Below are 25,227 nucleotides of genomic sequence, written 5' to 3'. Positions count from 1 at the left end.
AATAATTTTTTTTGAAATAATAACCATGAAAAAGAAGGAACTTATTTACACAACGTCGAAACCTAGTTTATAAGATCGAGTATTTTTGCACTCAGAAAGAGGAGGACGTTTAGGTTGGAAAAAATAAAAATTGTCATGGCAGATGATAATAGAGAGTTTGTTAATTTAATGACTGAATTTTTTTCTGAGCAAGAAGACATGGAGATCATTGGAGTCGGCTACAATGGTATCGAAGTATTAGAGGTATTGGAAACTGAGCAGCCAGATATTATCATATTGGATATTATTATGCCGAGATTAGATGGATTAGCCGTATTAGAAAAAATCCGCATGGACCAAGTGCAGACTCAAGCGAAGATTATTATGCTGACAGCATTTGGACAAGAGGAAATTACAAAACGTGCAGTAGAACTAGGAGCTTCTTACTATATATTAAAGCCTTTTGAGATGGACATCTTAGCTAATCGAATTCGTCAATTGTCGGCTTCAGGTGATACACCATCTGTTTCTCCAATGGCTCTAGGAATAACGACACGTTCCTACGCACCGATAGTGAAAAACAGTGCAAAAAATATCGATGCACGAATCACTGGAATCATTCATGAAATCGGGGTACCTGCACATATTAAAGGGTATCTATATCTTCGTGAAGCCATCACCATGGTTTATAATAACCTTGAACTGTTAGGTTCCATTACGAAGATTTTATATCCTGATATTGCTAAGAAATACAATACTACCGCCAGTCGTGTCGAGCGTGCGATTCGTCATGCGATCGAGGTTGCTTGGAGTAGAGGAAATGTTGAATCTCTAAACAAAATGTTTGGTTACACTGTAAATAGTCATAAGGCTAAACCAACAAACTCAGAATTTATTGCAATGGTTGCCGATAAGCTTAGATTAGAGTATAAGGTTGGTTGAAAGGGTAAGGAGTAAGGATTTCTTACTATTTATAGCTAATATAAAATCTAGTTAAAATTTGCACTTCTATTTGTTTGAAACAAATGGGAGTGTATTTTTTTATTGTTTAGGGAAATTTACCTTTAGTGGCTTAATAAATAAATACCAAGCAGCAAATAGCTGTTGCTTGGTGAGGTGGTCATAAATTACTTAAAATGTTCAATTTTTGTTAATAATTCATTAATAAGGACATATGGTACCGTATCATCCTTAACTGAAGTTACCAAATCATGTAATCTATAAAACTTTTCCGCTTCTTCCAGTAGTGTTTTCAAGAACTCATATCTTGGTAGGTGATATGTCTTATCTCTAATTGTAAAGTCAACAGTATTTTCTGTAAGCACTAAGGTGTAAGGTTCACTTTCACCAGAAATAAAATGGGAGATATAACCATTCTCTATTACTTCATAGATACAGTAGTTAAGAAAATAATCCCAATATACATCTAAAGAGTTATAATACCCTCTATCTAGAATGACTTCATTATTAAATTCTAAATATAAGTAGCCATAGTATACCTCAGGATTTTTCGCTATATGGTCTTTGAGAATGTCTTGTTTCTCTATATCATGTAATGAGATGTCTAAAGACACGTCTGCTATTTCAAAATCTAATATATACATTGTTTCTACTTTTAGCAAAAGGTTCCCTCCTGTGTGAGTTCGCAATGCGGAAGCATTCCTCTGCGTAGCCGTAGCGTGTGTTGCCATATGATTTAAAGTACGTCAAATGCCGATGAGTTGTGGCTTAATAAATAAATACCAAGCAGCAAATAGCTGCTGCTCGGTGAGGTGGTCATAAATTTACTTAAAATGTTCAATTTTTGTTAATAATTCATTAATAAGGACAATTGGTATCCTATCATCCTTAACTGAACTTGCTAAATAATATAATTCATAAAACCTTTTTCCTTCTTCCAATAATGTTTTCAAGAACTCATATCTTGGTAGGTGATATGTCTTATCTCTAATTGTAAAGTCAACAGTATTTTCTGTAAGCACTAAGGTGTAAGGTTCACTTTCACCAGAAATAAAATCGGAGATATAACCATTCTCTATTACTTCATAGATACAGTAGTTAAGAAAATAACCCCAATATACATCTAAAGAGTTCGAATATTCTTTATCTAGAATGACTTCATTATTATATTCTAAATATAAGTAGCCATAGTATACCTCATGATTTTTTGCTATATGGTCTTTGAGAATGTCTTGTTTCTCCATATCATGTAATGAGATGTCTGAAGACACGTCTGTTGTTTCTCTATCTAATATATACATCGTTTCTACTTTTAGCAAAGGGTTCCCTCCTTTGAGAGTTTAGTTAGGCCAGTATGTTTTAGTTGAGTATAGCTGAGTTATCCTGTTTGAGCTTAAATTTACACCAACTCGATAAGTTATACCATTATAAGTGTAATGTACTTGCTTAAAAGACTGTTTTTGAATGACGGCTAATCTCAATGCGAGAGCATTCCTCTGCGTAGCTTGTGTTGCAATATGATTTAAAATACGCCAATCCATTGTTTTTACAAAAAATGTCTGAGTAGAACTGATATTTAATTCAGCGAAATAAGTTGGATGATGACGTACGTAAAAATGATTCATATCTCTTGGGGTGACACTAAATGTTCTACCTATAGATTGAAATGTATGAGTAGTGTAATTTCTTAGTGCACTAGCCGCTCGTGACTTGGATACGAGTGATACTGTAGCTATAGTTGCTGAGCTAGCAGTTCTCCTAATAGCATAACTTGTTACACCTTTTACTACTAGTCTTACTGCTACAACGGCAATATATCCACATGGGGGACCACACATTATTTTTATTTCATCTGGGTTGTAACTAATTTCATCAATAATAGTACCATTTTGATCTGTATGGTAACTATCTATTAGAGTTTTTTCTTCATTCTCAATTAAGTAAGTATAGTGTTCAGTCAATGTACTGTTATTATTGTATAACTCATGATATTCGTACAGGATTCCATCGACAGTCATTCGATAAATGTACTGATCTTCATTCTTTAGTATTTCTTCCGTTTGAAAGTCAGTACTCAACAAACTTATTGACTCTTCTTTATACTCATCTGAATCAATTATAGCTCCAGCTTCATCAGTTTCATAGTAATCTACTAAAGTTTTTTCTTGACCACTAACTGAATATACATAGTTTTCAGTTAAGGACTTTTCTTTATTATAAACCTCTTTATACAGATATGTTTCTTCGTCATTTTGAATTTGATAAATTAAGGTGTCGCCTGTATCTGTAATAATTTCAAGTGAAGATTCTTTGGTAGGTTCTAGATGTGAATCATACTCGGGTAATTCAATTTGAGATTGAGCTGAGATACTGGAAGGATGGATCGTTGCTGTAAATACCATAATAAGAGATAAAGCAACACACATAAACTTTGAAATACTTTTCAATAAATTCATCTCCAATTCCATTTAATTAAACATTTTTAATCAATGTCTATTAAATTATAAGTACCCTAGTTATGGTCGTCAAGAAAAATATGCCAATATTTATAGTTATATCTATTTTAGTGAGTATAATGAAGAGGGCAAGGTGCATTTGAAATAGGAGCTATCTTCATGACTTTTTTTTTTTCTGTAAAAAAAGGAAAAAGCTTTGTACTCTCCATTTTTCACCACAAGTAATTAGAAACGAAGGGGGAAAAATAGAAAGTACAGGAGGGAAAGGGGGAAAAGAAATGCAAACAGATATTATTGATATTTTACGCAAGGTGAAGGAAATCATGGATGTGCTGGATCAACGCGTCACTAAAATAGAGGAAACTTCATTAAATTCAAGCCATTCTATACGCTATGACATTAGCATCCTTAATAGTCTCATTGGTGATCTTGAAGAGGAACTGAGAGTGGATTAAACACGAAAAGGATAGAAGAAGCATGGGCTTGCTTACTTCTATCCTTTTCATTTTTCTTTTTGTTTTCAGATGATGACATTTATCTTCCGGTTCCACTCATTCAGGAGACGGAGGATCTGTTGCTAACCCTAACTCTCCGCGTAGTTCATTTGTTGCTTGGAGCAACTCATACTGATTTTCCTCTGCTGTACGAGCGATTCTTTCCATTTCAGGGAAAGCCTTATACAAGAGATAAGAGATTTTTTCGGGATTTATTTGCTGCTCTGAAGCAGGCTGAGTGACAGCCGTAATGGTTTCTTGTTCAATCTCTTCATCAGATCTCTCTTGTAGTATCCTTTTCACTTGCTGAAATTGAGCCTCCAATGAGGAGGGCAATGGACCTGCATTTGTTTCAAACGTGTTCAGAACTTGTTCAAAAAACTGTTTCTTACTCACTGTATTTCCCCTTTCTTGAAGTGAAGTTTCATTTTCCATGTAGAGATGTACCATTATAATTGTTGTTTTCTAAGGGAATCTTAGAAATAGCAAAGGAGGCGTATATATGAATTACCCTTTCGCACCTTTATCTGAAGAGAGTGAAGCGAAATTGAAACAACTTGAAAGAGAATTAGGTGTTATTCTCATCGCCTATGGAGCTGAAAAAGAAAAAAATGAATCTACAGAAGAGCTCCAATCTTATGTGGATGATCCCAATATTAATTTAATATGATGAGGTAACCAACCATAAGGGAGAAAAAAGCCTCCCTTATGGTTTTACATACAAAGGTACTTTATTGCCCTCCACCCTCATGCTTGTTACCTCTGGGAGCTCGGTAGGACGGATGATGTGGGAAACAGGGACGATTTCGACCTGCATCTCTTTGACTAGCTCAACTGAACGAAGAATTCCTTGGACCGTCTGGTTTCCATGAGTCCCTACATGTCCAATTCCTATAGCTGACCCTTTCTTTTTGGCGATTTTTAACAGCTTTTTTACCTGTCTGATGACATGGGAGGTGGGAGAACGAGAGTCATCTATAAACACATCTCTGACTCCATAGGAAATGCCCATCTCTTCCGCTAAGGAAGGGATTTGAGATTTAGAGCTTGTTCCACTGTCAATGATAAATAAATTTTTTTCCTTCACAACGTCCATAATAGCTCTCATCTTTTCTCGATCTTCCACGATTTTTGATCCCATATGATTGTTTAATCCTACAGCATGGGGAACATCCTCTAAGGCTTTTTTTGTTCGTTCCTTTACTTCTTCAATACTTAAATCTGAAGTAATGGCATTTGGACCTAACCAAGATTTTTTGCCGCGCTTAGGTTCTAACGGAAGATGAACGATCACTTCTAAGCCTAAGCGGTGAGCTTCTTCTGCCTGTGCCTTCGTTTCTTCCATAAATGGCATGACCGCAACGGTTATGGGGAGCTTTGATTGAAAGAAGGATTCAACTCCCTTAACCTTTCCTCCAAAATCATCAATAATAATAGCGATTTTTGGTGCTACAGCTTCTAAGTCGCTATGTACTAAGACGGAGCTGACGGTTTCTGAAATAATACTTGTAGAGAGCTGACTTCCTAAACATAGCAGTCCCATCATGACAAGCCAAACCTTTGTTTTGCTGTACCAAATCAATCGCTCACCTCCTTCGTCAGTTAAGATTCTTTCTCTTAGGATGTTCATTAGTATATACTAACCATGTACGGAACTATTCTTTGAAATGAAATAAGGGAGAGATATGAATGCCAACGGTCATGTTTACGAATGAAGAAAAAAAAGTGATGGTTCGTCAAGGAGAATCCATCCTTCAGGCAGCAATCAAAGCAAGAGTAGGACTCGCCCATAAGTGTGGAGGAAAGGGTTCCTGTACAACCTGTAAGGTGACGATTCAGCCAGACTCTTTACATAAGATTTCTGCTCCGAGCCATTTTGAGCAACGATTGATAAGCGAGAAACAATTACAAGAAGGAATCAGATTAGGATGTCAATCGAGAATCCTTCAGGATATCGAAGTTCAGCTACCCGAAGACCCTCTTAAGGCGATCATTCGTGCACAATTGGAGAAGCAAAGAAAAGGAATAGATGATTTTTAAACACACATGAACAAAAACATGTGTGTTTTTTTCTTTTTGATACATACTAAAGAAAGAATTCGATCTATATCCTACATCTAGGAGAGGATAGTATGAAACCACAGATTTATGCTCAAGAGCAGTATGGACCGCTTTTTTTTGGTCCAAAAACAAAAGAACTCGTGAAGTGGCTTCCCTTTGGTTCTTATGCCCTGCTTGATCATGAAGATATTGATGAAATGGCTGCGCTTTCTCTCATACAGAAGAAAGTAAAAGGAGTATTAAACTATTCATCCTCGATGACGGGAGAATATCCGAGCATTGGAACCCAAAAATTAATTCAGGCTCATATCCCGGTTTATGATGTTCAGGATATCGAGAAATTGAAATCGAAATTCCAGCAGGGAAACCTGATTCGTATTGTCAAAAATCGTCTATGGATTGATTCTATGCCTGATCCTATTACATTACTTATTCCCTATACAGAAGAAAGAATGGAACTAAAAATGAGGGAATCAAGCTTGAATATTAGAGAAAGCTTAAAATCATTTACTGAAAATACACTGGACTATGCTTATAGGGAGATGAATGAGATTCTAAAGCCCATTCAAATTCCTCCATTGCGGATTCATTTGCGCAACCGTCATGTTTTGGTGGTAACAAGAGGCTCAGGATATATGGAGGATTTGAAAGCACTGACTGGATATATTCAAGAGAAAAGCCCCGTATTAATTGGGGTGGATGGGGGCGCAGATGCCATTTTAGAATGCGGCTATCAACCTGATATGATCATAGGGGATATGATAGTGTGTCAGAAAAAGCTTTGCGAAGTGGGGCGGAAATTGTTGTCCAAGCTTATTCAGATGGAGAGGCACCTGGACTAGAGCTTGTTCAAAAATTTGGAATCACCCCTCATCTTTTTCCTTGCTTCGGGACGAGTGAAGATGCCGCCCATTTGTTAGCTTATGAGGCAGGAGCACTTCTCATCGTTACACTTGGAAGTCATACCAATATGATCGATTTCTTAGAAAAAGGACGCAAGGGAATGGGCTCAACACTTTTAGTTCGTTTAAAAATTGGTGAAAAACTCATTGATGCCAAAGGGGTGAGTTATTTATATCCAGAAGCATTAAAAACTCCCTATCTGGCAAAGGTACAGTCTATGTTGGGTCTGTTATAAACATGTAAAAAGACAAGGAAAGAGTTTCTTAAACAGAAGGGAGGTCTTTCGGTGGAGCCTGTAAGTGTGATCATCCCAGCCTATAATGAAGAAGAAAGAATCGGACGGACGCTAGCCGTTCTTAGAAATCAACAGTGGGTTCAAGAACTGATTGTTGTTGATGATGGGAGCAGCGATCGCACAGGAGATGAGGCAAGACAGCACACAGATGATGTTCTACGACATTCCGAAAATATGGGGAAGGCGAAAGCGATACTCACAGGAGTGGAGCGTGCGCAGTCATCTCTACTACTGCTCTTAGATGCTGATCTAGAGGATAGTGCGATCTTAGCAAAATCGCTTCTTGTTCCTATTTGGGAAAATGAGGCGGATATGACAATTGCTATATTTCCTCCTGCCCTGCAAAGTGGATTTGGTTTGGTTAAAAGAGTCGCTTCATGGGCGATCTATAGGCAAACGGGACAGAGCGTACAAGCCCCTCTTTGTGGTCAACGAGCTATTAGGAAAAAAGCCTTCGACCAGTGCTATAGAGGGGACCGTGGCTTCGGAATTGAAGTAGGTCTGACACTAGATTTTATCCGCTCAGGGTATCGGGTTTCAGAAGTTCCTATCGCATTCTCTCATCGAGAAATGGGGCGTGATATTCGAGGGTTTACACACAGATTCAAGCAAGGTTTGGCAGTATGTCATTCCTTGATTTCAAGGAGGTAGGGAAATTGGAGCAGGTCTTGTATTCTCCTTTTTTTTGGCTTCTCTATTTTTTTATCATTGCTATTCTTAGCAGGGTTCAACTTGGCTTTTTTTATAAGAAAGGATGGACTTCAAGAAATTATTTAGGAGAACCTATCGCGCAGAGCTTTGGACTTAATTTATGTCTTCATTTTCTTTTTTTTCTCTTCCTGTATTATGGCTTTTCATTCGTTACTTGGACTCCCGTTTCATTTGAATCTAGAACTGAGGGGAGTAAAGAGCTGTTTTTGTTTCTCCTTCTCATTCTAACCTTATCGCTCATGGGGTGGCTGGATGATCAGTATGGTACAAAAAAAATAAAAGGAATCAAAGGGCATTTCCGAGCCTTTTTTGTCCATGGACAATTCACCTCGGGTCTACTAAAGGCGATTTTGGGTACCTTCATTTCAATTTATGTTTCATTTTCAGTGAAGGAAGAATTATTGCTTGGAGTGGTAGCTAGTCTTGTGCTGATTTTTTCCATCCATTTGTTTAATTTATTAGATGTTAGACCAGGTCGATGTATCAAAAGCTTTTGGTTTCTGCTTGTCTTGATTCTGCCATTTAGCTTGCAGGCACAGCTTTTCATTTATTTCGTCCCTATTTTTTTCTCGACCCTTGTCCTTTTTCATTTTGACCGCAAACGTTTAGCCATGTTAGGAGATACGGGTTCAAATGTATTAGGGGGAATCTATGGGTTCATTCTGATCGCTTTTACGATGCTTCAGGTTCAATTGGTGATCCTTACGCTGTTTATTATTTTAAGTTTAGTATCAGAGCGTCATAGCTTTACTGATTATATAAATAAATCCCCGTGGTTATCGAAAATAGACCGTTGGGGAATCTCTTAACAGGATGTAGTATGTTACGTATTTTTATCATCTAGATCATTTCTAAAGCGAGGTTGAACGAGTTTTCGTTTACGATCTCGGTAGAAAATAAATCCGCCAACAAAAGCAATTCCGAAAATAAATAAGAGGAGTCCGAGACTAAAGAGTCCCCACGAAAAGCCAAGGTTGGGATCTAATGCTGGATTAACAATTGCATCTCTCATAATCTTCCAGCCCCACACGCTTAAAAATCCAGGTATTACTACAATAAGCAACGCAATCAGTCGTTGAATCTTCATCTGTCTTTCTTCCTCTCGGGTTTATTCCCTTCCATCATAACTGATGCTTTATCAGATGTCTAACAAGAGTCGAAATTCAATTTGCCAGAAGATAGAGTGGAGGCTACAATGAAGGTAAGTTTATGCAATTTTTTTCATAAGGGGGAATATGATTGCGCAAAGTCTTAATTGTAGGTGCGGGTAGAGGAGGAACAGCTCTATTAAAAACATTGCGTCAGATTGAAGCGCTGAAAATCATCGGCATAGCAGACCATAATGTAAACGCTACAGGAATGATGGAAGCAAGGAAATATGAGATTCCTACCGCTGTCAATTATCAGACGTTGCTTTCAGAAGAGGTCGAGATCATTATCGATACAACAGGACGAGAAGAGATATTTGAGGAGATAAGAAATGGTAAGCCAAAGCATACGGTGGTCATTCCTGGTAGTATTGCTCAAATGATGATGGGTTTAATCGATGAGAAAGAAAATTTGATTGAACAATTAAAGCATCATCAACAAGAGCTAACCATTATTCTTAATTCAACCTATGATGGGATGATTGCTGTCAATAAGGAAGGGCTTATAACCTTATTTAATAGAGCTGCTGAACGAATGATTGGTATTACTGCCGAAGAAGCCGTGGGGGAGCGATCTATAAAAATCATTCCTAATAGTCGTTTGGATATCGTTCTGCAAACGGGGCAACCAGAAATCAATCATGAACAATATCTTTACTCTAAACGAAAAATCATTACGAATCGAGTACCTGTCATTAACCAGGATGGAGAAGTCGTTGGAGCCGTTGCTGTGTTTAGAGATGTCACCGATGTGACCAATCTTACGGAGGAAGTTACTGAACTGAAAAGAACCCAAAGTATCCTAGAAGCGATCATTAATTCTTCGGATGATGCGATTTCTGTTGTTAATGAGCATGGAATTGGCTGGATGATTAACCCAGCATATACCAGGCTTACTGGGCTAAGTCCTGTGGAGGTGCTAGGGAAACCAGCAGAAACGGACATCTATGAGGGAGAAAGCATGCATATGAAGGTTTTGAAGCTGAAGAGAGCCATTCGAGGCGTTCATATGAAGGTGGGAAAACAAAGGCGTGAGGTCTTGGTTAATGTAGCCCCTGTCATGGTAGACGGTGAAGTCAAGGGAAGTGTCGGGATCGTTCATGATATTTCAGAAATTAAGAAGCTAACTGCTGAACTAGATCGAGCAAGGAGAATTATTCGAAGACTTGAAGCGAAATACACCTTCGAGGAGATCATTGGAGATAGCAGACCGATGAGGCTAGCCATAGAGCAGGCGAAGAAAGCGGCTGCCACTCCTGCTACGGTTCTTCTTAGAGGGGAATCGGGAACAGGGAAGGAATTGTTCGCGCATGCTATTCATAATGAAAGTGAACGAAAGTATAACCAATTTATTCGAGTCAATTGTGCGGCACTATCTGACCATTTATTAGAAAGTGAACTATTTGGTTATGAAGAAGGAGCTTTTACTGGGGCGCGAAGGGGTGGAAAACAAGGGTTATTTGAGGAAGCCAATGGAGGAACCATTTTTCTGGATGAGATTGGCGAAATCTCCCTAAACACTCAAGCGAAGCTGCTTAGAGTCCTACAAGAAAAAGAAATTGTCCGTGTTGGAGGCACAAAGTCAATTGCGATCAATGTTAGAATTATTGCAGCAACCAATGTTCACCTTGAAAAAGCGATTCAAGCAGGAGCCTTTCGTGAAGATCTCTACTATCGCTTAAATGTATTACCAATCCATGTTCCTTCATTAAGAGAACGGCAAAGTGATATGGACGCACTCGTTTCACATCTCCTTCGAAAATATAATTTAGAATATGGGAGACAAATTGACTCAGCTTCCGCTGAAGCGATTCTCTATCTCAAACAATATCATTGGCCTGGCAATGTTCGTGAGCTTGAAAATGTCATCAGTCGAGCGATCATTAATATGAAATTTACAGACAATATTCTCGAGTTAATTCATTTGCCTCCCCTAGAAGAGAGAGGAAGACAAGGGAGCAGTGGAGAACGGACTCAAAATGATCCTCTTCAGGAAGAAGTTCCTCTCGAAGCGGTTGTCCAGCAGGCAGAGAAGACATATCTAGAACAAATGCTAAGGAAATACCGTGGAAATAAAACGATTGTAGCTAAAAAGCTGCAAATCTCTGTTCGTAATCTTTACTACAAACTATCAAAGTATGAGCTTACCTAAGAATATAAGCAAAAAATTGCACGCAAAAAATTGCACACAACTCTGCAAGAAATTGCGTGTTTTTTTGTATATATCTATTTCTCTAGTCATTTCCGTCAAAGAAACCCCAATAAAATTAAAGCGCTTACATTTTGTTGTGACCTTTTTTAGAATTGGCATAAGAATTGCTTAAATACATGTGAAGTGAGCTATTGGTCTATACTATTCTAATATCTAATCGTTAAAAAAAGGAATAAAGTGCTTGGGGGGAGTCAACATGAAAATATTTGAGTATATGGAGAAATACGACTATGAGCAATTAGTTATGTGTCAAGATAGAGAATCTGGTTTGAAAGCAATCATTGCTATTCATGATACTACGCTTGGACCTGCACTTGGAGGAACGAGAATGTGGACGTATCAAAGTGAAGCTGAAGCGATTGAAGACGCTCTTCGCCTAGCGAAGGGAATGACCTATAAAGCAGCGGCAGCCGGTTTGAATCTGGGTGGTGGGAAAACGGTCATCATGGGAGATCCACGTAAGGATAAAAACGAAGCCATGTTCCGCGCCTTTGGCAGATTTATTCAAGGCTTGAATGGACGTTATATTACAGCTGAGGATGTAGGAACGACAGTGCTGATATGGATATTATTCATGAGGAAACCCGGTATGTGACAGGGATTTCACCTGCTTTCGGCAGTAGCGGCAACCCCTCTCCGGTAACGGCTTATGGTGTGTACGTTGGAATGAAAGCAACGGCAAAACAAGCATGGGGCTATGACTCATTAGAAGGGAAAAGAGTAGCCATCCAAGGTGTCGGTAACGTTTCCTATAATCTATGTAGATATCTTCATGAAGAAGGAGCTAGCTTAATTGTTACGGATATTAATTCTGATTCTGTCCAACGGGCTGTGGAGGAGTTTGGTGCAAAAGCAGTGGATGTTCGTGATATTTATACAGTGGAATGCGATATTTTTTCACCCAACGCCCTAGGTGCCGTCATCAATGATGAAACCATTCCTAAATTAAAGGCAAGAGTGATTGCTGGAGCCGCCAATAATGTCTTGAAGGAAGAAAGGCATGGAGATGTATTACATGAAATGGGATTCTATTATGCTCCTGATTATGTGATAAATGCAGGTGGATTAATTAATGTTGCCGACGAACTCTATGGATATAATCGAGAACGTGCCATGAAAAAGGTAGAATCTATTTTTCAAAATATTGAGAAAGTGTTTGAGATTTCAAAAAGAGATGGAATTCCGACATATAAAGCAGCAGATCGTATGGCAGAAGAAAGAATCCAGTCCCTCAAAAATTCACGTAGTACTTTTTTACAAAACGGGAGAAGTATCCTGCAACGTTAATTATAATTGATACGAGTACCGGAATGAAGGGAGAAATAGATATGGCAAATGAATATGATTTAGTCATCCTAGGAGGCGGAACAGGTGGCTATGTAGCCGCAATTAGAGCTTCACAATTAGGGTTAAAGACAGCGATAGTTGAAGCCTCTAAGCTGGGAGGGACTTGTTTGCATAAGGGCTGTATTCCCTCGAAGGCGATTCTAAGAAGTGCCGAAGTTTTTGCAACGTTGCAAAAAAGTGAAGAGTTTGGAATAATTTCCAAGGAAATAACAGTTGATTTTCAAAAGGTTCAGGCTAGAAAGCGGGCGATCGTCGACCAATTGCATAAAGGTGTTCAATATTTGATGAAACAAGGAAAAATAGATGTATACGAGGGGTTTGGCAGAATTCTAGGTCCATCTATTTTCTCCCCTACAGCAGGGACCATCTCAGTAGAAAAGGCAAACGGAGAAGAAAATGAAATGCTGATACCCAAAAATGTAATCATTGCCACTGGCTCTAGTCCACGAACTCTTCCAGGGCTGGAGATCGATGGACAGCAAGTGATCACGAGTGATGAGGCATTAGAAATGCAAGAGCTACCTTCTTCTGTGGTGATTGTAGGCGGTGGAGTAATTGGCATAGAATGGGCGTCCTTACTTAGTGATTTTGGAGTTAATGTAACGATTATCGAGTATGCCGATCGGATTCTTCCTCTAGAAGATGAAGAGATTAGTAAAGAGATGACTCGTATCTTAAAAAAGAAAAAAGTAAAGGTGATCACTGGAGCCAAAGTCCTTCCAGATACCTTAGTTAGGGAAACATCAGTCTTACCATCAAGCAAGCCGCAAGGAGAAGGAAGAAGAATTTGCAGCGGAAAAAATTCTTGTATCTGTTGGCAGAGCACCAAATATTAAAAACATTGGAATCGAAAATACAGATATTCGGATAGAACAAGGAGCCATTCAAGTCAATGAGTTCTGTCAGACTAACGAAACGCATATTTATGCTATCGGAGATGTTATTGGAGGATTACAGTTAGCTCATGTAGCCTCACACGAGGGGATTCTTGCTGTTGAACATCTAGCTGGTCTTGCACCGGCTCCTCTAGATTACGACAAGATTGCCAAATGTACCTATAGTCGACCTGAAGTTGCCAATGTAGGACTAACAGAGGCAGAAGCAAGAGAACGAGGATTTGCTGTAAAGGTGGGTAAATTCTCCTTCAAAGCGATAGGGAAAGCCCTCATTTATGGTGAACATGATGGGTTTGTGAAAATGGTTATGGATGAGAAAACGGAGGATCTCTTAGGGGTACATATGATTGGTCCTCATGTGACAGACCTGATTTCTGAAGCAGGTCTTGCCCTAGTGCTTAATGCAAGTCCGTGGGAGATTGCTCACACGATTCACCCTCATCCTTCCCTGTCAGAGATTATGGGCGAAGCTGCTTTAGCTGTTGAAGGTAAACAAATTCATTCATAAATAAGGAACAAAAAATGACCAGAGAGGTTAGAAGAAGGAGGCGTTTATATGGCTGAGAATCGTCATGAGATCTTAGGATTATCAAATAAAGATGTAATCGAGATGTATCATACCATGTTACTAGCCCGAAAAATTGATGAAAGAATGTGGCTTCTTAATCGCGCTGGAAAAATCCCTTTTGTCATTTCATGTCAAGGGCAAGAGGCGGCACAGGTTGGAGCTGCTTTTGCGCTTGATCGTGAAAAAGATTTTGCCTTACCTTATTACCGCGATATGGGTGTTGTTCTGGCTTTTGGTATGACTGCTCAGGAGTTGATGCTATCAGGATTCGCCAAAAAAGAAGATCCTAATAGTGGCGGCAGACAAATGCCTGGTCACTTTGGTTCCAAGAAGTATCGCATTGTCACAGGTTCATCCCCTGTAACAACTCAAGTGCCTCATGCTGTAGGCATTGCGCTAGGAGGAAAGATGGAAGGGAAGGATCTTGTCGCCTTTACCTCTTTCGGTGAGGGTTCAAGCAATCAAGGAGATTTTCATGAAGGAGCTAATTTTGCTGGTGTGCATAAGCTTCCTGTGATCTTCTTCTGTGAAAATAACAAATATGCTATTTCCGTTCCAGTTTCGAAACAGCTAGCATGCAAAAGTGTGGCAGATCGAGCGGTTGGATATGGAATGGCTGGATATAGTGTAGATGGGAATGACCCTCTAGAGGTTTATAAGGTAGTCAAGGAAGCGGCAGAAAGAGGTCGAAGAGGAGAGGGGCCTACCTTAATTGAAGCGGTCACGTATCGTTTAACTCCTCATTCCAGTGATGACGATGATCGTACCTACCGTGATCAAGAAGAAGTGCAAGAGGCACGGAAAGAAGACCCTATTCAACGCTTTAGAACCTATTTGCTTGAAACAGGCGTTATGTCTGAGGAGCAATTTGCAGAATTAGAAAACAAAGTAGCAGAAGAAGTGGATCGTGCCACAGAATACGCTGAGAATGCACCTTACGCTGATCCTGAGGATGCTTTGTTGCATGTGTATGCGGAATAGGAAGGAGGAGAAATAATATGGCAGTCATTTCTTATATAAATGCAGTCACTCTCGCAATCAAAGAAGAGATGGAGAGAGACTCTAAGGTATTTGTTGTAGGTGAAGATGTTGGGAAACGCGGTGGGGTTTTCCGAGCTACGGATGGATTATATGAAATGTTTGGGGAGGATCGAGTCATTGATGCTCCTTTGGCTGAATCAGCCATTGCAGGCGTAGCGATAGGTGCAGCAATGTATGGAATGCGCCCTATTGCAGAAATGCAATTTGCCGACTTTATCATGCCTGCTGTGAACCAAATTGTCAGTGAAGCAGCGAAAATACGTTATCGTTCCAATAATGATTGGGAATGTCCCCTTGTCATAAGAGCACCTTATGGTGGTGGAGTTCATGGTGCGTTATACCACTCTCAAAGTGTAGAGGCGATGTTCAATAATACACCGGGATTAAAAATTATAGCTCCTTCAACCCCTTACGATGTGAAAGGATTATTGAAGGCAGCCATTCGCTCGAATGATCCTATCCTCTTCTTTGAACATAAGCGTTGCTATCGTTTAATTAAAGGGGAGGTTCCAGAAACGGATTATACCTTGCCTATTGGTAAAGCAGATGTGAAGAGAGAAGGGACGGATGTGACTGTCATCTCTTATGGTTTAACTCTGCACTACGCTTTACAGGCAGCAGAAAAATTAGCTCAAGAAGGGATCAGTACCCATATTCTTGACTTAAGAACTCTTTATCCGCTGGATCAAGAATCTATTATCGAAGCCGTATCCAAAACAGGAAAAGTATTACTTATTAATGAGGATAACAAAGAAGGTGGACTTCTGGGAGAGGTTGCCGCGATCATCGCTGAACATGCCTTTTTTGAACTGGATGCTCCTATTCAGCGCTTGGCAGGGCCTGATGTTCCAGCGATGCCTTATGCTCCAACAATGGAAAAATTCTTTATGCCTAATCCAGATAAAATTATGAGAGCCATTCGAGAATTAGCAGAGTACTAAGGGAGGGATACTATGGCCACGAAAGTAACAATGCCTCAGCTAGGAGAGAGTGTAACTGAAGGAACAATAAGTAAATGGTTAGTCAAAGTGGGAGATCGAGTCAAGAAATACGATTCCCTCTGTGAAGTGATGACCGATAAAGTAAATGCAGAAGTGCCAGCTTCTTTTGCTGGAACTGTGACCGAAATTGTAGCTCAAGAAGAAGAAACAATCGAAGTGGGCGGACTTATTTGCTACATTCAAGAGGAAGGGACCGCTGCGGTGGCTTCAGCGACGGATCAGACTTCTACAGCAAAATCGACAATGCCACAAGCCTCTGTTGCCAGCGACGCTCCACTTGCTGATCAAAGCATGAGAAAACGTTATTCACCAGCCGTCCTCAAATTATCTCAAGAACATAATATTGACCTTGAACTAGTAAAGGGAAGTGGAATGGGTGGACGTATTACTCGGAAGGACTTACTTCAGATTATTGAGAGCGGAGAAATTCCTGTTCCAACACAAGAAGCCGCTCAAGCTCCTGTAAGCGCACAGAGGATCAATGTTGGTGAAGCAGTAAGTAGAGAAGTCTCCCACTCCACCCCTCCAGCTAAAACCGTTTCATTACCTGTTCAGGCAGGGGATATTGAGATACCAGTCACTGGGATCCGCAAGGCAATCGCAACGAAAATGGTACAAAGTAAGCATGAAGCGCCTCATGCTTGGACGATGATTGAGGTGGACGTAACCAATTTAGTGCAATACAGATCAAAGCTGAAGGATGAATTCAAGCAAAAAGAAGGGCTTAACTTGACCTTCCTTCCCTTTTTCATCAAGGCTACGGTGGAAGCATTAAAGGAATTCCCGATTATCAATTCACAATGGGCTGGAGACAAAATTATCCAAAAGAAAGATATTAACATTTCCATAGCGGTTGCCACAGAAGATGCTCTCTTTGTTCCCGTTATCAAAAATGCGGATGAAAAGAACATTCTAGGAATTGCCAAGTCTATAGATGATTTAGCTAGAAAAACAAGAGCTGGTAAGTTAACTCCAGAGGAAATGCAGGGAGGTACATTTACAGTCAATAATACAGGTTCGTTCGGTTCGATCCAATCTACTCCAATCATTAATTATCCTCAAGCGGCTATATTAAGTGTAGAATCTATTGTCAAAAGACCTGTCATCATTGATGGGATGATTGCTGTAAGAGATATGGTGAATTTGTGCCTATCCCTTGATCATCGCATCTTAGATGGATTAGTCTGTGGCAGATTTCTTCAAAGCATTAAGAAGAAATTAGAAACCATAGATGAAACCACTCGTTTGTAAGAAAGATGTAGATAAAATAGGTAACGGAACGGGCTCAGAAATGGTCCCGTTCATTTATATTCTAGAGTAAAACCTCCATTTGATGGAAGTCTACTTTATAGTAAGGTATAATAAGGGAGTAGATGGTAGGATGAAAGAAAAGAATAAAACCCTCACTATAGAGGGTTTTGTCTCTGCATTTTCTTAAAAAAAAGCTCCTACTCCCATAAGTAAAGTAGACACTAAAAGTGAACCAATCATTACATAAACTACTATTTTTACTAAGCGTTTAGGTAGCATATCTGTTACCTCCTTTAATCACAATCTCCATTTAATATATTACTATGATAACGGATAAAGATCATTACATCAATTAAAATAGAGGTGTAAATCATGGATGTAAACAAGGACTTCGATCAGTTGTACAGGGAATGGAAGGAAAAAACTGAGGAACTTATTAAAAAATTTCCTGAACAGAAAGACAAGTTTATGACTTCTTCTGATCTTGAGATAGAGCGGCTTTACTTGCCTGAACAACTGGATTCGAACTATTATGAGCGCCTTGGATTACCTGGTGAATATCCTTTCACACGGGGAATTCAACCTACGATGTATCGTGCTAGAAATTGGACAATGAGACAATACGCAGGGTTTGGCTCTGCGGAGGAAACCAATAAAAGATTTCGTTATTTATTGGATCAAGGACAGACAGGTTTAAGTGTGGCTTTTGATCTACCCACCAGATTGGCTATGATTCTGATGATGCCATGGCTCGTGGTGAAGTTGGAAAGGTAGGAGTAGCAATTGATTCTTTGGAAGATATGGAAGCGCTTTTAACAGGGATTCCTTTAGACAAAGTGAGCACATCAATGACCATTAATGCACCGGCAAGTGTTCTATTAGCGATGTATATTGCCGTAGCAGAAAAGCAAGGAATCCCTTCAACGTCCTTATCAGGCACGATTCAAAATGACATCTTAAAGGAATATATTGCTCGAGGCACCTATATCTTTCCACCTCAGCCTTCGATGCGCCTCATAACCGATATATTTGCGTATTGTGTGGAGCAGGTTCCTAAATGGAATACGATCAGTATTAGTGGATATCACATTAGGGAAGCAGGGTCAACAGCCGTACAGGAGCTAGCCTTTACGATTGCCAATGGAATCGCCTATGTCCAAGCAGCGTTAGATGCAGGCTTAGATATTGATCAATTTGCACCTCGACTTGCCTTTTTCTTTAATGCCCATAATCAATTCTTTGAAGAGGTAGCCAAATTTAGAGCCGCCAGACGAATCTGGGCAAGGATCATGAAGGAACGCTTTGGAGCTCAAAAAGAAAAATCGTTACAGCTTCGCTTTCATACTCAGACAGGAGGCTCCACACTCACAGCTCAACAACCAGACAACAATATTGTTCGTGTCACTATCCAAGCCTTGAGTGCTGTGTTAGGAGGGACTCAGAGTCTGCATACCAACTCTAGGGACGAAGCCTTAGCCTTACCGACAGAGGATTCAGCAAGAATTGCTCTGCGGACACAGCAGATCATAGCATATGAGAGCGGGGTCACGCATACAGTAGATCCGCTGGGAGGATCTTATTATGTCGAAGCCTTAACAGATCAAATGGAGCAAGAAGTAGAGAAGTATTTAGCCAAAATTGAAGAATTAGGTGGCGCAGTAACGGCTGTTGAGCAAGGATACATGCAGAGAGAAATTCATCATGCAGCGTATGAAATGCAGAAGAAAATAGAATCAGCAGAGGAAATCGTGGTCGGAATGAATCGATTTACGATCGAAAATGAGCAACAGCCAGAGCTTCTACGTGTAGATCCAAGCCTAGGCGAAAAACAAAAAGCAAAATTGATCAAATTAAGAGAATCAAGAGATGCGAGCAAGGTAGAAGAAACGCTACGCCATTTGCAAAAAGGAGCCCAGGGAACAGAAAATCTCATGCCCTTAATCCTCAATGCGGTTCGTCATTATGCAACAATAGGTGAAATTTGTAATGTATTACGCAAAGAGTTTGGAGAGTATCAAGGCTTATAGGGAGGGAAGCGTATGGAAAAAATTCGTGTACTCGTTGCAAAACCAGGCTTAGATGGTCATGATCGAGGTGCTTGGTGATTGCTCAGGCTCTAAGAGACGCTGGAATGGAAGTAATTTATACAGGATTAAGGCAATCTCCAGAACAAATAGTAGCAAGTGCCATACAGGAAGATGTAGACTGTATTGGTTTATCTTGCTTATCTGGAGCCCATAATGAGTTATTTCCAGAAGTCGTTCGATTACTAGAAGAACAAGATGCCGGAGATATTCTCGTTGTCGGAGGAGGAGTCATCCCTGCTGAAGATATTCCCTTTCTTGAAAGCAAGGGAATAAGAAAAATTTTCACTCCAGGAACATCGACGAAGGATACAGCCGACTTTATCCGCTTTGCTCTAAATAAAAATAAAAAGCCTAGCCCCATGCAAACTCCGAAGAAAATTGCTCATATCGGAATTGCGGTTTTATCAATTGAAGAATCCTTGCTTTTTTATCAAGGACAGCTTGGACTTGTGTTGGAAGGTATTGAAAGTGTGGAATCGGAACAAGTGCGTGTGGCATTTTTACGAGTGGGTGAAACAAGGATAGAGCTATTAGAATCTCTCTCTCAGGATGGACCTATTGCCAAATTCATTGAAAAAAGAGGCGCTGGCATTCACCATATTGCCTTAGAAGTAGAGCATATTGAGGAACGACTAGCTGAACTAAAAGAAAATGGTCTTCAATTAATCCATGAGCAGCCTAAGGAAGGGGCGCATGGAGCACAAATTGCCTTCATTCATCCCAAATCATCAGGTGGTGCGTTATTTGAATTATGTCAGTATGATTCTGAACATAAGGAGGATTAAGATTGAATTATAAGGTAGATGATCCATTACAACAGTCATTGATGCATCAGAAGATAGATGACATGTATGAAAGAAAGAAAAGAATAGAACTAGGAGGAGGAGATAAGCGGATCGAAGCGCAACACAAAAAAGGCAAGCTGACAGCAAGAGAGAGAATTAATATCTTGCTAGATCCAGGCACTTTTGAGGAATTAAATGCTTTTGTTGAACATCGAGGAAGTCATTTTGGTATGGAAAATGCGGAGGCTCCCGGTGAAGGTGTTGTTACAGGCTATGGTAAAATAGAGGGACGGCTTGTATATGTTTTTGCCCAAGATTTCACCGTTTTTGGTGGAGCCCTAGGTGAGATGCATGCCCAAAAAGTGGCTAAGATCATGGATTTAGCAGCAAAGAATGGAGCGCCGATTATTGGATTAAATGACTCCGGTGGGGCTAGAATTCAAGAAGGTGTGGTTTCTCTGGATGGGTATGGTCATATCTTCTATCGTAATTCTATTTATTCAGGAGTGATTCCACAAATCTCGGTTATCATGGGTCCTTGTGCTGGTGGAGCTGTTTATTCTCCAGCTATCACTGACTTTGTCTTTATGGTTGAAGAAACAAGCCAGATGTTTATTACAGGCCCTAAAGTCATTGAATCGGTGACCGGTGAAAAAATAAGTGCGGAACAACTAGGTGGGGCTAAAGTCCATGCTGCGATTAGCGGAAATGCCCATTTTACCTCTCCTGATGAGGTAGAGGCTCTAGAAAATGTTCGTCGGCTGATTCAATTCCTTCCACAAAACTGTCAAGAAAGCCCTCCTAGAAAAGAAAGTGACGGGTGGGATGAAGGAGATTGGATTGAAGAGCTGACAGAGGTGGTACCAGTTGAAGGAACAAAAGTGTACGATGTGCGTAAGCTGATCCACCTCATTTTAGACGAAGGGGATTTCATGGAAGTCCAAGCCTCTTTTGCTAAGAATATTGTGGTAGGTTTTGGTCGGATCGCAGGTGAGTCGGTAGGAATTATCGCTAATCAACCCAAATTCATGGCAGGAGGATTAGATATCAATTCCTCTGATAAGCTCTCTCGTTTTATCCGTTTCTGCGATTGCTTTAATATTCCCTTGATTACATTTGAGGATGTGACAGGCTTTTTCCCTGGGATTAATCAAGAGCATGGAGGCATTATTAGGCATGGAGCAAGATCCTATATGCTTACTCAGAAGCGACTGTTCCCAAGATTACTGTTATAACAAGGAAGGCTTATGGTGGTGCCTATGTCGCCTTAAATAGTAAAGCGATCGGAGCAGATATGGTATTTGCTTGGCCTAATGCAGAAATAGCCGTAATGGGACCTGAGGGAGCAGCCAATGTGATATTTGCCAAGGAAATTGAGATGAGTGAGAATCCAGTGGAGGCAAGGGCGAAGAAAATCGCTGAGTATCGTGATCAATTTGCCAATCCCTATGTGGCAGCCGCTAGAGGAATGGTAGATGATGTGATTGACCCTAGAGAAACGAGGAAAAAACTAAAAAGTACATTGGAGATGCTTCGAACCAAAAAAGAACATCGACCGCCCAAAAAACATGGCAATATCCCTTTGTAGTGGAGAAACTTGTGCAAGCCCATTCAAGCCCAATTATATGAAGAGATAAAAAAAGTGAGCGAGTGTAGAGGAGGAAAATACATAATGATACAACGAGATAGATTATTGGATGAGTTTCTAGAGCTTGTCCAAATCGACAGTGAAACAAAATTTGAAGCTGAAATTGCTAAGGTACTGAAGCAAAAACTAGAGGAGCTAGGTCTTCAGGTCATCGAGGATCAGGCGAAGGAGATCACTGGACATGGTGCCGGAAATCTGATCGCAACCCTAAAGGGAAATGCCGATATAACTCCGATTTATTTTACCTCGCATATGGACACGGTGGCTCCAGGGAGAGGAATTAAGCCTTCTGTTCAGGATGGGTATGTTGTTACAGACGGAACCACCATTCTAGGAAGTGATGATAAAGCAGGGCTTGCCGCTATGCTAGAGGGTATCAAGGTGATCAAGGAAAAAGGCTTAAAGCATGGCGATATCCAGCTCGTAATAACGGTGGGTGAAGAATCAGGCTTAGTGGGGGCAAAGGCTCTAGATCCAAGTCTATTACATGCTCAATTAGGTTTTGCTTTCGATAGCAATGGACCTGTTGGAGATATTATCGTAGCGGCTCCGACCCAAGCCAAAGTCCGTGCAACAGTGTATGGTAAATCAGCTCATGCGGGTGTCAATCCAGAGGATGGAATAAGCGCGATTCAAGTAGCAAGCAAGGCGATCTCAAGAATGCCCTTAGGCCGTATTGATGAGGAAACAACAGCGAATATTGGACGCTTTGAAGGAGGGGGAGCCACCAATATCGTTTGTGATCGCGTGGATATCCTAGCTGAAGCGAGAAGCTTAGTGCCTGAGAAAATGGAAAAACAGGTTCAGAAAATGAAAGAAGCCTATGAACATGTAGCCAAGGAGTTTAATACAAAGGCTGAGGTTGAGATTGAGGTCATGTATCCAGGATTCAAATTCTCACAAGAGGATCATGTGGTTCAAATCGCAGAAAAGGCAGTGCGTCGAATTGGTCGAGAACCTAGCTTCTGGCAAGTGGAGGAGGTTCAGATGCCAATGTAATTGCAGGACATGGGATTCCCACAGTGAATTTAGCCGTTGGTTATGAGTTTATCCACACCAAAAATGAGCGAATGCCGATTGAGGAGTTAAATAAAACGACAGAGCTTTTTATCGCTCTTACTCAATCTATTGCGGAAGAAGCTTAGAAAAAGCACTTGATTTTTCCAAATGGGAGAGGTAAGATAGAAATTACATTATGATATAAGCACGCGATGAGGAAGAAAAGTAAGCTAGAAGAAACATTTCAGAGAGCTGATGGGTGGTGCAAATCAGTATGGGAATCTAGCCGAATGGGCTTCTGAGCAATGTGATGAAGAGTGAGTTTATGGCTAATTAATAATCATAGACTAATAAAGGTGGCACCACGGGTTCCTCGTCCTTTACATATGGATGAGGAGCCCTTTTTGCATTCAATAAGGATATCGCCGGCAATGATTCTGCTTTGGGCACGAATATGCTAATCGCCTTGAATGAAGAAAAATAAGAGGAAAAATGAAAGAGAGGAAGAGAAAAGATGAAAACAATTCTATCAGGTATTCAGCCTAGTGGATCACTCACCCTTGGTAATTACATTGGAGCGTTGCAGCATTTTGTTCGTCTACAGCATGAAGCGAATTGTCATTTTTGCATTGTCGATCATCATGCCATTACCGTTCCAAAAACAATCGAAAACCTAAAGCATAATATTCGCAGTTTAGCCGCTCTTTATTTAGCGGTGGGGATTAACCCCGACAAAGCCACATTATTTGTTCAATCAGATGTATCAGCGCATACTGAACTAGGCTGGATCATGATTACCCATTCTTATATGGGTGAGCTAGAAAGAATGACTCAATTCAAAGACAAATCAAAGGCAAATACAAGTATTCCTGCAGGTTTACTCACGTACCCACCTCTTATGGCAGCGGATATTCTGTTGTATCAGACGACACATGTTCCAGTAGGGGATGATCAGAAGCAGCACTTAGAATTAACCAGAGATTTAGCAGAACGTATGAATGCTAAGTATGGAGAGATTTTTGTAATCCCTGAGCCAATGATTGCTGAATTCGGAAGCAGAATCATGTCGTTAGACGATCCTACTACCAAAATGAGCAAGAGCAATCCTAATGAAGGTAGCTTCATTTCTATCTTAGATGAGCCTAAGGTGATTGAGAAGAAAATCAAGCGTGCCGTGACAGATTCGGATAATGAAATACGCTTTGATGCAGAAAATAAACCAGCCATTAGTAATCTATTAACGATCTATGCAGCGATGACCGATCAATCTATGGCAGAGGTCGAAAAGCATTTTAGCGGAAAAGGCTATGGCGCTCTTAAAGGCGAATTAGCTGAAGCAGTCATTGAACGAATGAGTCCCATTCAAGAAAAGTATCATTATTATCTACAATCGACTGAGCTAGATTCTATTCTTAAGCATGGTGCAGTTAAGGCAAGTATTACAGCGAACGAAACCCTTGCTAAAGTGAAGAAAGCGATAGGCTTAGGAATATGAGCTCATATTCCAATCTCGTTTCAGTTGAATGGCTGAATGAAAATTTGCAACGGACGAATATCGTGATCATAGATTGTCGCTTTGAATTAGGGAAGCCAACGTGGGGAAGAGAACAGTTTCTGCTGGAGCATATCCCAAATTCACACTATTTTGATCTTGAGCAGGATTTATCCGGTGCCAAACAAGAGCATGGTGGCAGGCATCCTTTACCTGATATCTCTCTGTTTGTTCAAAAGCTAGAAAGAGTAGGGATTGGTCCAGAGAAGCTTGTTATTGCTTACGATGATCAGGGTGGGGCAATGGCTTCGCGTCTATGGTGGTTGTTAAAGTATTTGGGGCATGAAGAAGTGAAAGTCTTAGATGGAGGATTTTCTGCTTGGAAAAAAGCAGGCTATCCCTTATCACAGGAGATCATTGAACCACAACCGAATTCCTTCACAGCTCAGCTTCAAGAGGATCGAGTTCTATCTATGGCTGAGGTCAAAAATAGAGTAATGGACACAGAGTGTGTCATTGTTGACTCTAGGGCAAAAGAGAGATATCTCGGAGAGCAAGAAGATATAGATCCAGTAGCAGGACATATTCCTGGTGCTATTCAAGAATTTTGGAAAGATCGACTGGACTCAGAGGGATTTTGGAAGACAAAAGGGGAACAGGAGCAGTTACTCCAAAAGTATGTCAAGGCTTCAAATAAAGAGCTTGTTGTCTACTGTGGCTCTGGGGTGACAGCCTGTGTAAATGTAATGGCTTTTGAAGAGCTTGGGCTTAAGCCTAAATTATATGTAGGAAGCTGGAGTGATTGGTGTTCCTATACCGAGAATCCTGTTGAAAAGAAAACTGACAAAGCATGGTAGGAAAAAAGGATGTAAAAAAGGACGTACTGGTGAGTC

Annotated in this window: 19 protein-coding genes, 7 pseudogenes and 1 other annotated feature; of the genes and pseudogenes, 19 read left to right on the top strand and 7 right to left on the bottom strand. The window is 40.3% G+C overall.

The annotated features are described in order from the left end of the window. The first annotated feature begins 114 nt into the window (after positions 1-114). Positions 115-921 carry a sporulation transcription factor Spo0A gene (gene spo0A / locus JCM10596_RS05040; RefSeq protein ID WP_025026184.1) on the top strand — a complete coding sequence of 269 codons (807 nt, stop codon included), beginning with the start codon at positions 115-117 and terminating at the stop codon, positions 919-921. Positions 922-1,106: 185 nt separating this feature from the next. Here spo0A and JCM10596_RS05035 read toward each other — a convergent pair whose 3' ends face one another. The 3 genes from JCM10596_RS05035 to JCM10596_RS05025 form a co-directional block, all read right to left on the bottom strand. Further along, complete coding sequence (locus JCM10596_RS05035; RefSeq protein ID WP_025026183.1) at positions 1,107-1,601, bottom strand: hypothetical protein; 495 nt, start codon at positions 1,599-1,601, stop codon at positions 1,107-1,109. A gap of 162 nt (positions 1,602-1,763) precedes the next feature. Next, the gene (locus JCM10596_RS05030; RefSeq protein ID WP_025026182.1) at positions 1,764-2,258 is read right to left on the bottom strand and encodes a hypothetical protein; all 495 of its coding nucleotides are present in this window, start codon (positions 2,256-2,258) and stop codon (positions 1,764-1,766) included. Positions 2,259-2,279: 21 nt separating this feature from the next. Continuing rightward, positions 2,280-3,386: a hypothetical protein gene (locus JCM10596_RS05025; protein WP_025026181.1), complete on the bottom strand. Its 1,107-nt coding sequence runs from the start codon at positions 3,384-3,386 to the stop codon at positions 2,280-2,282. Between the two features lie 287 nt (positions 3,387-3,673). On the opposite strand from JCM10596_RS05025, the gene JCM10596_RS29460 reads away from it, so the two are divergent. Then, positions 3,674-3,850 carry a hypothetical protein gene (locus JCM10596_RS29460; RefSeq protein ID WP_159102318.1) on the top strand — a complete coding sequence of 59 codons (177 nt, stop codon included), beginning with the start codon at positions 3,674-3,676 and terminating at the stop codon, positions 3,848-3,850. A gap of 96 nt (positions 3,851-3,946) precedes the next feature. On the opposite strand, the gene JCM10596_RS05015 is transcribed toward JCM10596_RS29460, so the two are convergent. Next, positions 3,947-4,285, bottom strand: coding sequence for a hypothetical protein (locus JCM10596_RS05015; protein ID WP_025026180.1), 339 nt, complete (start codon positions 4,283-4,285; stop codon positions 3,947-3,949). Positions 4,286-4,391: 106 nt separating this feature from the next. On the opposite strand from JCM10596_RS05015, the gene JCM10596_RS29455 reads away from it, so the two are divergent. Continuing rightward, positions 4,392-4,559: a hypothetical protein gene (locus JCM10596_RS29455; RefSeq protein ID WP_159102317.1), complete on the top strand. Its 168-nt coding sequence runs from the start codon at positions 4,392-4,394 to the stop codon at positions 4,557-4,559. 36 nt (positions 4,560-4,595) lie between these two features. Here JCM10596_RS29455 and JCM10596_RS23980 read toward each other — a convergent pair whose 3' ends face one another. Further along, entirely contained in the window at positions 4,596-5,471 is an 876-nt protein-coding gene (locus JCM10596_RS23980) for a divergent polysaccharide deacetylase family protein (protein WP_025026179.1), read from the bottom strand. A 107-nt stretch (positions 5,472-5,578) separates the two neighbouring features. Here JCM10596_RS23980 and JCM10596_RS05000 point away from each other — a divergent pair, with 107 nt between their 5' ends. The 4 genes and pseudogenes from JCM10596_RS05000 to JCM10596_RS23970 all read left to right on the top strand — a co-directional run bounded on the left by JCM10596_RS05000 (position 5,579) and on the right by JCM10596_RS23970 (position 8,668). Then, a complete protein-coding gene (locus JCM10596_RS05000; RefSeq protein WP_025026178.1) occupies positions 5,579-5,929 on the top strand; it encodes a 2Fe-2S iron-sulfur cluster-binding protein in 351 nt (116 codons plus the stop codon). A 92-nt stretch (positions 5,930-6,021) separates the two neighbouring features. Further along, positions 6,022-7,088, top strand: a pseudogene (steA, locus tag JCM10596_RS23975) (putative cytokinetic ring protein SteA). 51 nt (positions 7,089-7,139) lie between these two features. Beyond that, positions 7,140-7,799 carry a glycosyltransferase family 2 protein gene (locus JCM10596_RS04990; protein WP_025026177.1) on the top strand — a complete coding sequence of 220 codons (660 nt, stop codon included), beginning with the start codon at positions 7,140-7,142 and terminating at the stop codon, positions 7,797-7,799. 5 nt (positions 7,800-7,804) lie between these two features. Then, entirely contained in the window at positions 7,805-8,668 is an 864-nt protein-coding gene (locus JCM10596_RS23970; RefSeq protein ID WP_051541177.1) for a hypothetical protein, read from the top strand. A 14-nt stretch (positions 8,669-8,682) separates the two neighbouring features. On the opposite strand, the gene JCM10596_RS04980 is transcribed toward JCM10596_RS23970, so the two are convergent. After that, a complete protein-coding gene (locus JCM10596_RS04980) occupies positions 8,683-8,946 on the bottom strand; it encodes a DUF2627 family protein (RefSeq protein ID WP_034680556.1) in 264 nt (87 codons plus the stop codon). Between the two features lie 152 nt (positions 8,947-9,098). On the opposite strand from JCM10596_RS04980, the gene JCM10596_RS04975 reads away from it, so the two are divergent. The 6 genes and pseudogenes from JCM10596_RS04975 to JCM10596_RS04950 all read left to right on the top strand — a co-directional run bounded on the left by JCM10596_RS04975 (position 9,099) and on the right by JCM10596_RS04950 (position 17,323). After that, positions 9,099-11,159: a sigma-54 interaction domain-containing protein gene (locus JCM10596_RS04975; protein ID WP_025026175.1), complete on the top strand. Its 2,061-nt coding sequence runs from the start codon at positions 9,099-9,101 to the stop codon at positions 11,157-11,159. A 256-nt stretch (positions 11,160-11,415) separates the two neighbouring features. Beyond that, a pseudogene (locus tag JCM10596_RS23965) lies at positions 11,416-12,506 on the top strand (Leu/Phe/Val dehydrogenase). Between the two features lie 41 nt (positions 12,507-12,547). Then, positions 12,548-13,970: pseudogene (gene lpdA / locus JCM10596_RS23960) on the top strand (dihydrolipoyl dehydrogenase). 48 nt (positions 13,971-14,018) lie between these two features. After that, complete coding sequence (locus JCM10596_RS04960) at positions 14,019-15,011, top strand: thiamine pyrophosphate-dependent dehydrogenase E1 component subunit alpha (RefSeq protein ID WP_025026174.1); 993 nt, start codon at positions 14,019-14,021, stop codon at positions 15,009-15,011. Positions 15,012-15,028: 17 nt separating this feature from the next. Continuing rightward, on the top strand, positions 15,029-16,012 hold the full coding sequence (locus tag JCM10596_RS04955; protein ID WP_025026173.1) for an alpha-ketoacid dehydrogenase subunit beta: 984 nt from the start codon (positions 15,029-15,031) through the stop codon (positions 16,010-16,012). A gap of 12 nt (positions 16,013-16,024) precedes the next feature. Next, positions 16,025-17,323 (top strand): dihydrolipoamide acetyltransferase family protein, encoded by a 1,299-nt coding sequence (locus tag JCM10596_RS04950; RefSeq protein WP_025026172.1) that lies wholly within the window; start codon positions 16,025-16,027, stop codon positions 17,321-17,323. Between the two features lie 183 nt (positions 17,324-17,506). On the opposite strand, the gene prli42 is transcribed toward JCM10596_RS04950, so the two are convergent. Further along, the gene (gene prli42, locus JCM10596_RS29450) at positions 17,507-17,602 is read right to left on the bottom strand and encodes a stressosome-associated protein Prli42 (RefSeq protein WP_159102316.1); all 96 of its coding nucleotides are present in this window, start codon (positions 17,600-17,602) and stop codon (positions 17,507-17,509) included. Positions 17,603-17,695: 93 nt separating this feature from the next. Between prli42 and JCM10596_RS23955 the strand changes: the two are divergent. The 6 genes and pseudogenes from JCM10596_RS23955 to JCM10596_RS04915 all read left to right on the top strand — a co-directional run bounded on the left by JCM10596_RS23955 (position 17,696) and on the right by JCM10596_RS04915 (position 25,191). After that, positions 17,696-19,350: pseudogene (locus JCM10596_RS23955) on the top strand (acyl-CoA mutase large subunit family protein). Between the two features lie 12 nt (positions 19,351-19,362). Next, positions 19,363-20,195, top strand: a pseudogene (gene mce, locus JCM10596_RS23950) (methylmalonyl-CoA epimerase). 41 nt (positions 20,196-20,236) lie between these two features. Next, positions 20,237-21,783 (top strand): annotated as a pseudogene (locus tag JCM10596_RS23945) (acyl-CoA carboxylase subunit beta). A gap of 84 nt (positions 21,784-21,867) precedes the next feature. Continuing rightward, positions 21,868-22,988: pseudogene (locus JCM10596_RS23940) on the top strand (M20/M25/M40 family metallo-hydrolase). A gap of 57 nt (positions 22,989-23,045) precedes the next feature. Continuing rightward, positions 23,046-23,226 (top strand) — a binding site (T-box leader). 130 nt (positions 23,227-23,356) lie between these two features. Beyond that, positions 23,357-24,337, top strand: coding sequence for a tryptophan--tRNA ligase (gene trpS / locus JCM10596_RS04920; RefSeq protein WP_025026171.1), 981 nt, complete (start codon positions 23,357-23,359; stop codon positions 24,335-24,337). Further along, positions 24,334-25,191, top strand: a complete 858-nt coding sequence (locus JCM10596_RS04915) for a sulfurtransferase (protein ID WP_025026170.1) — start codon at positions 24,334-24,336, stop codon at positions 25,189-25,191. Before trpS ends, JCM10596_RS04915 begins: the two co-directional genes overlap by 4 nt. The last annotated feature ends 36 nt before the right edge of the window (positions 25,192-25,227 follow it).

The organism is Caldalkalibacillus mannanilyticus JCM 10596 (assembly GCF_000615945.1).
GTDB lineage: Bacteria > Bacillota > Bacilli > Caldalkalibacillales > JCM-10596 > Bacillus_AT > Bacillus_AT mannanilyticus.
The sequence above is the reverse complement of the archived record's forward strand: the minus strand, read 5'-3'. Positions and strand labels throughout refer to the sequence as shown.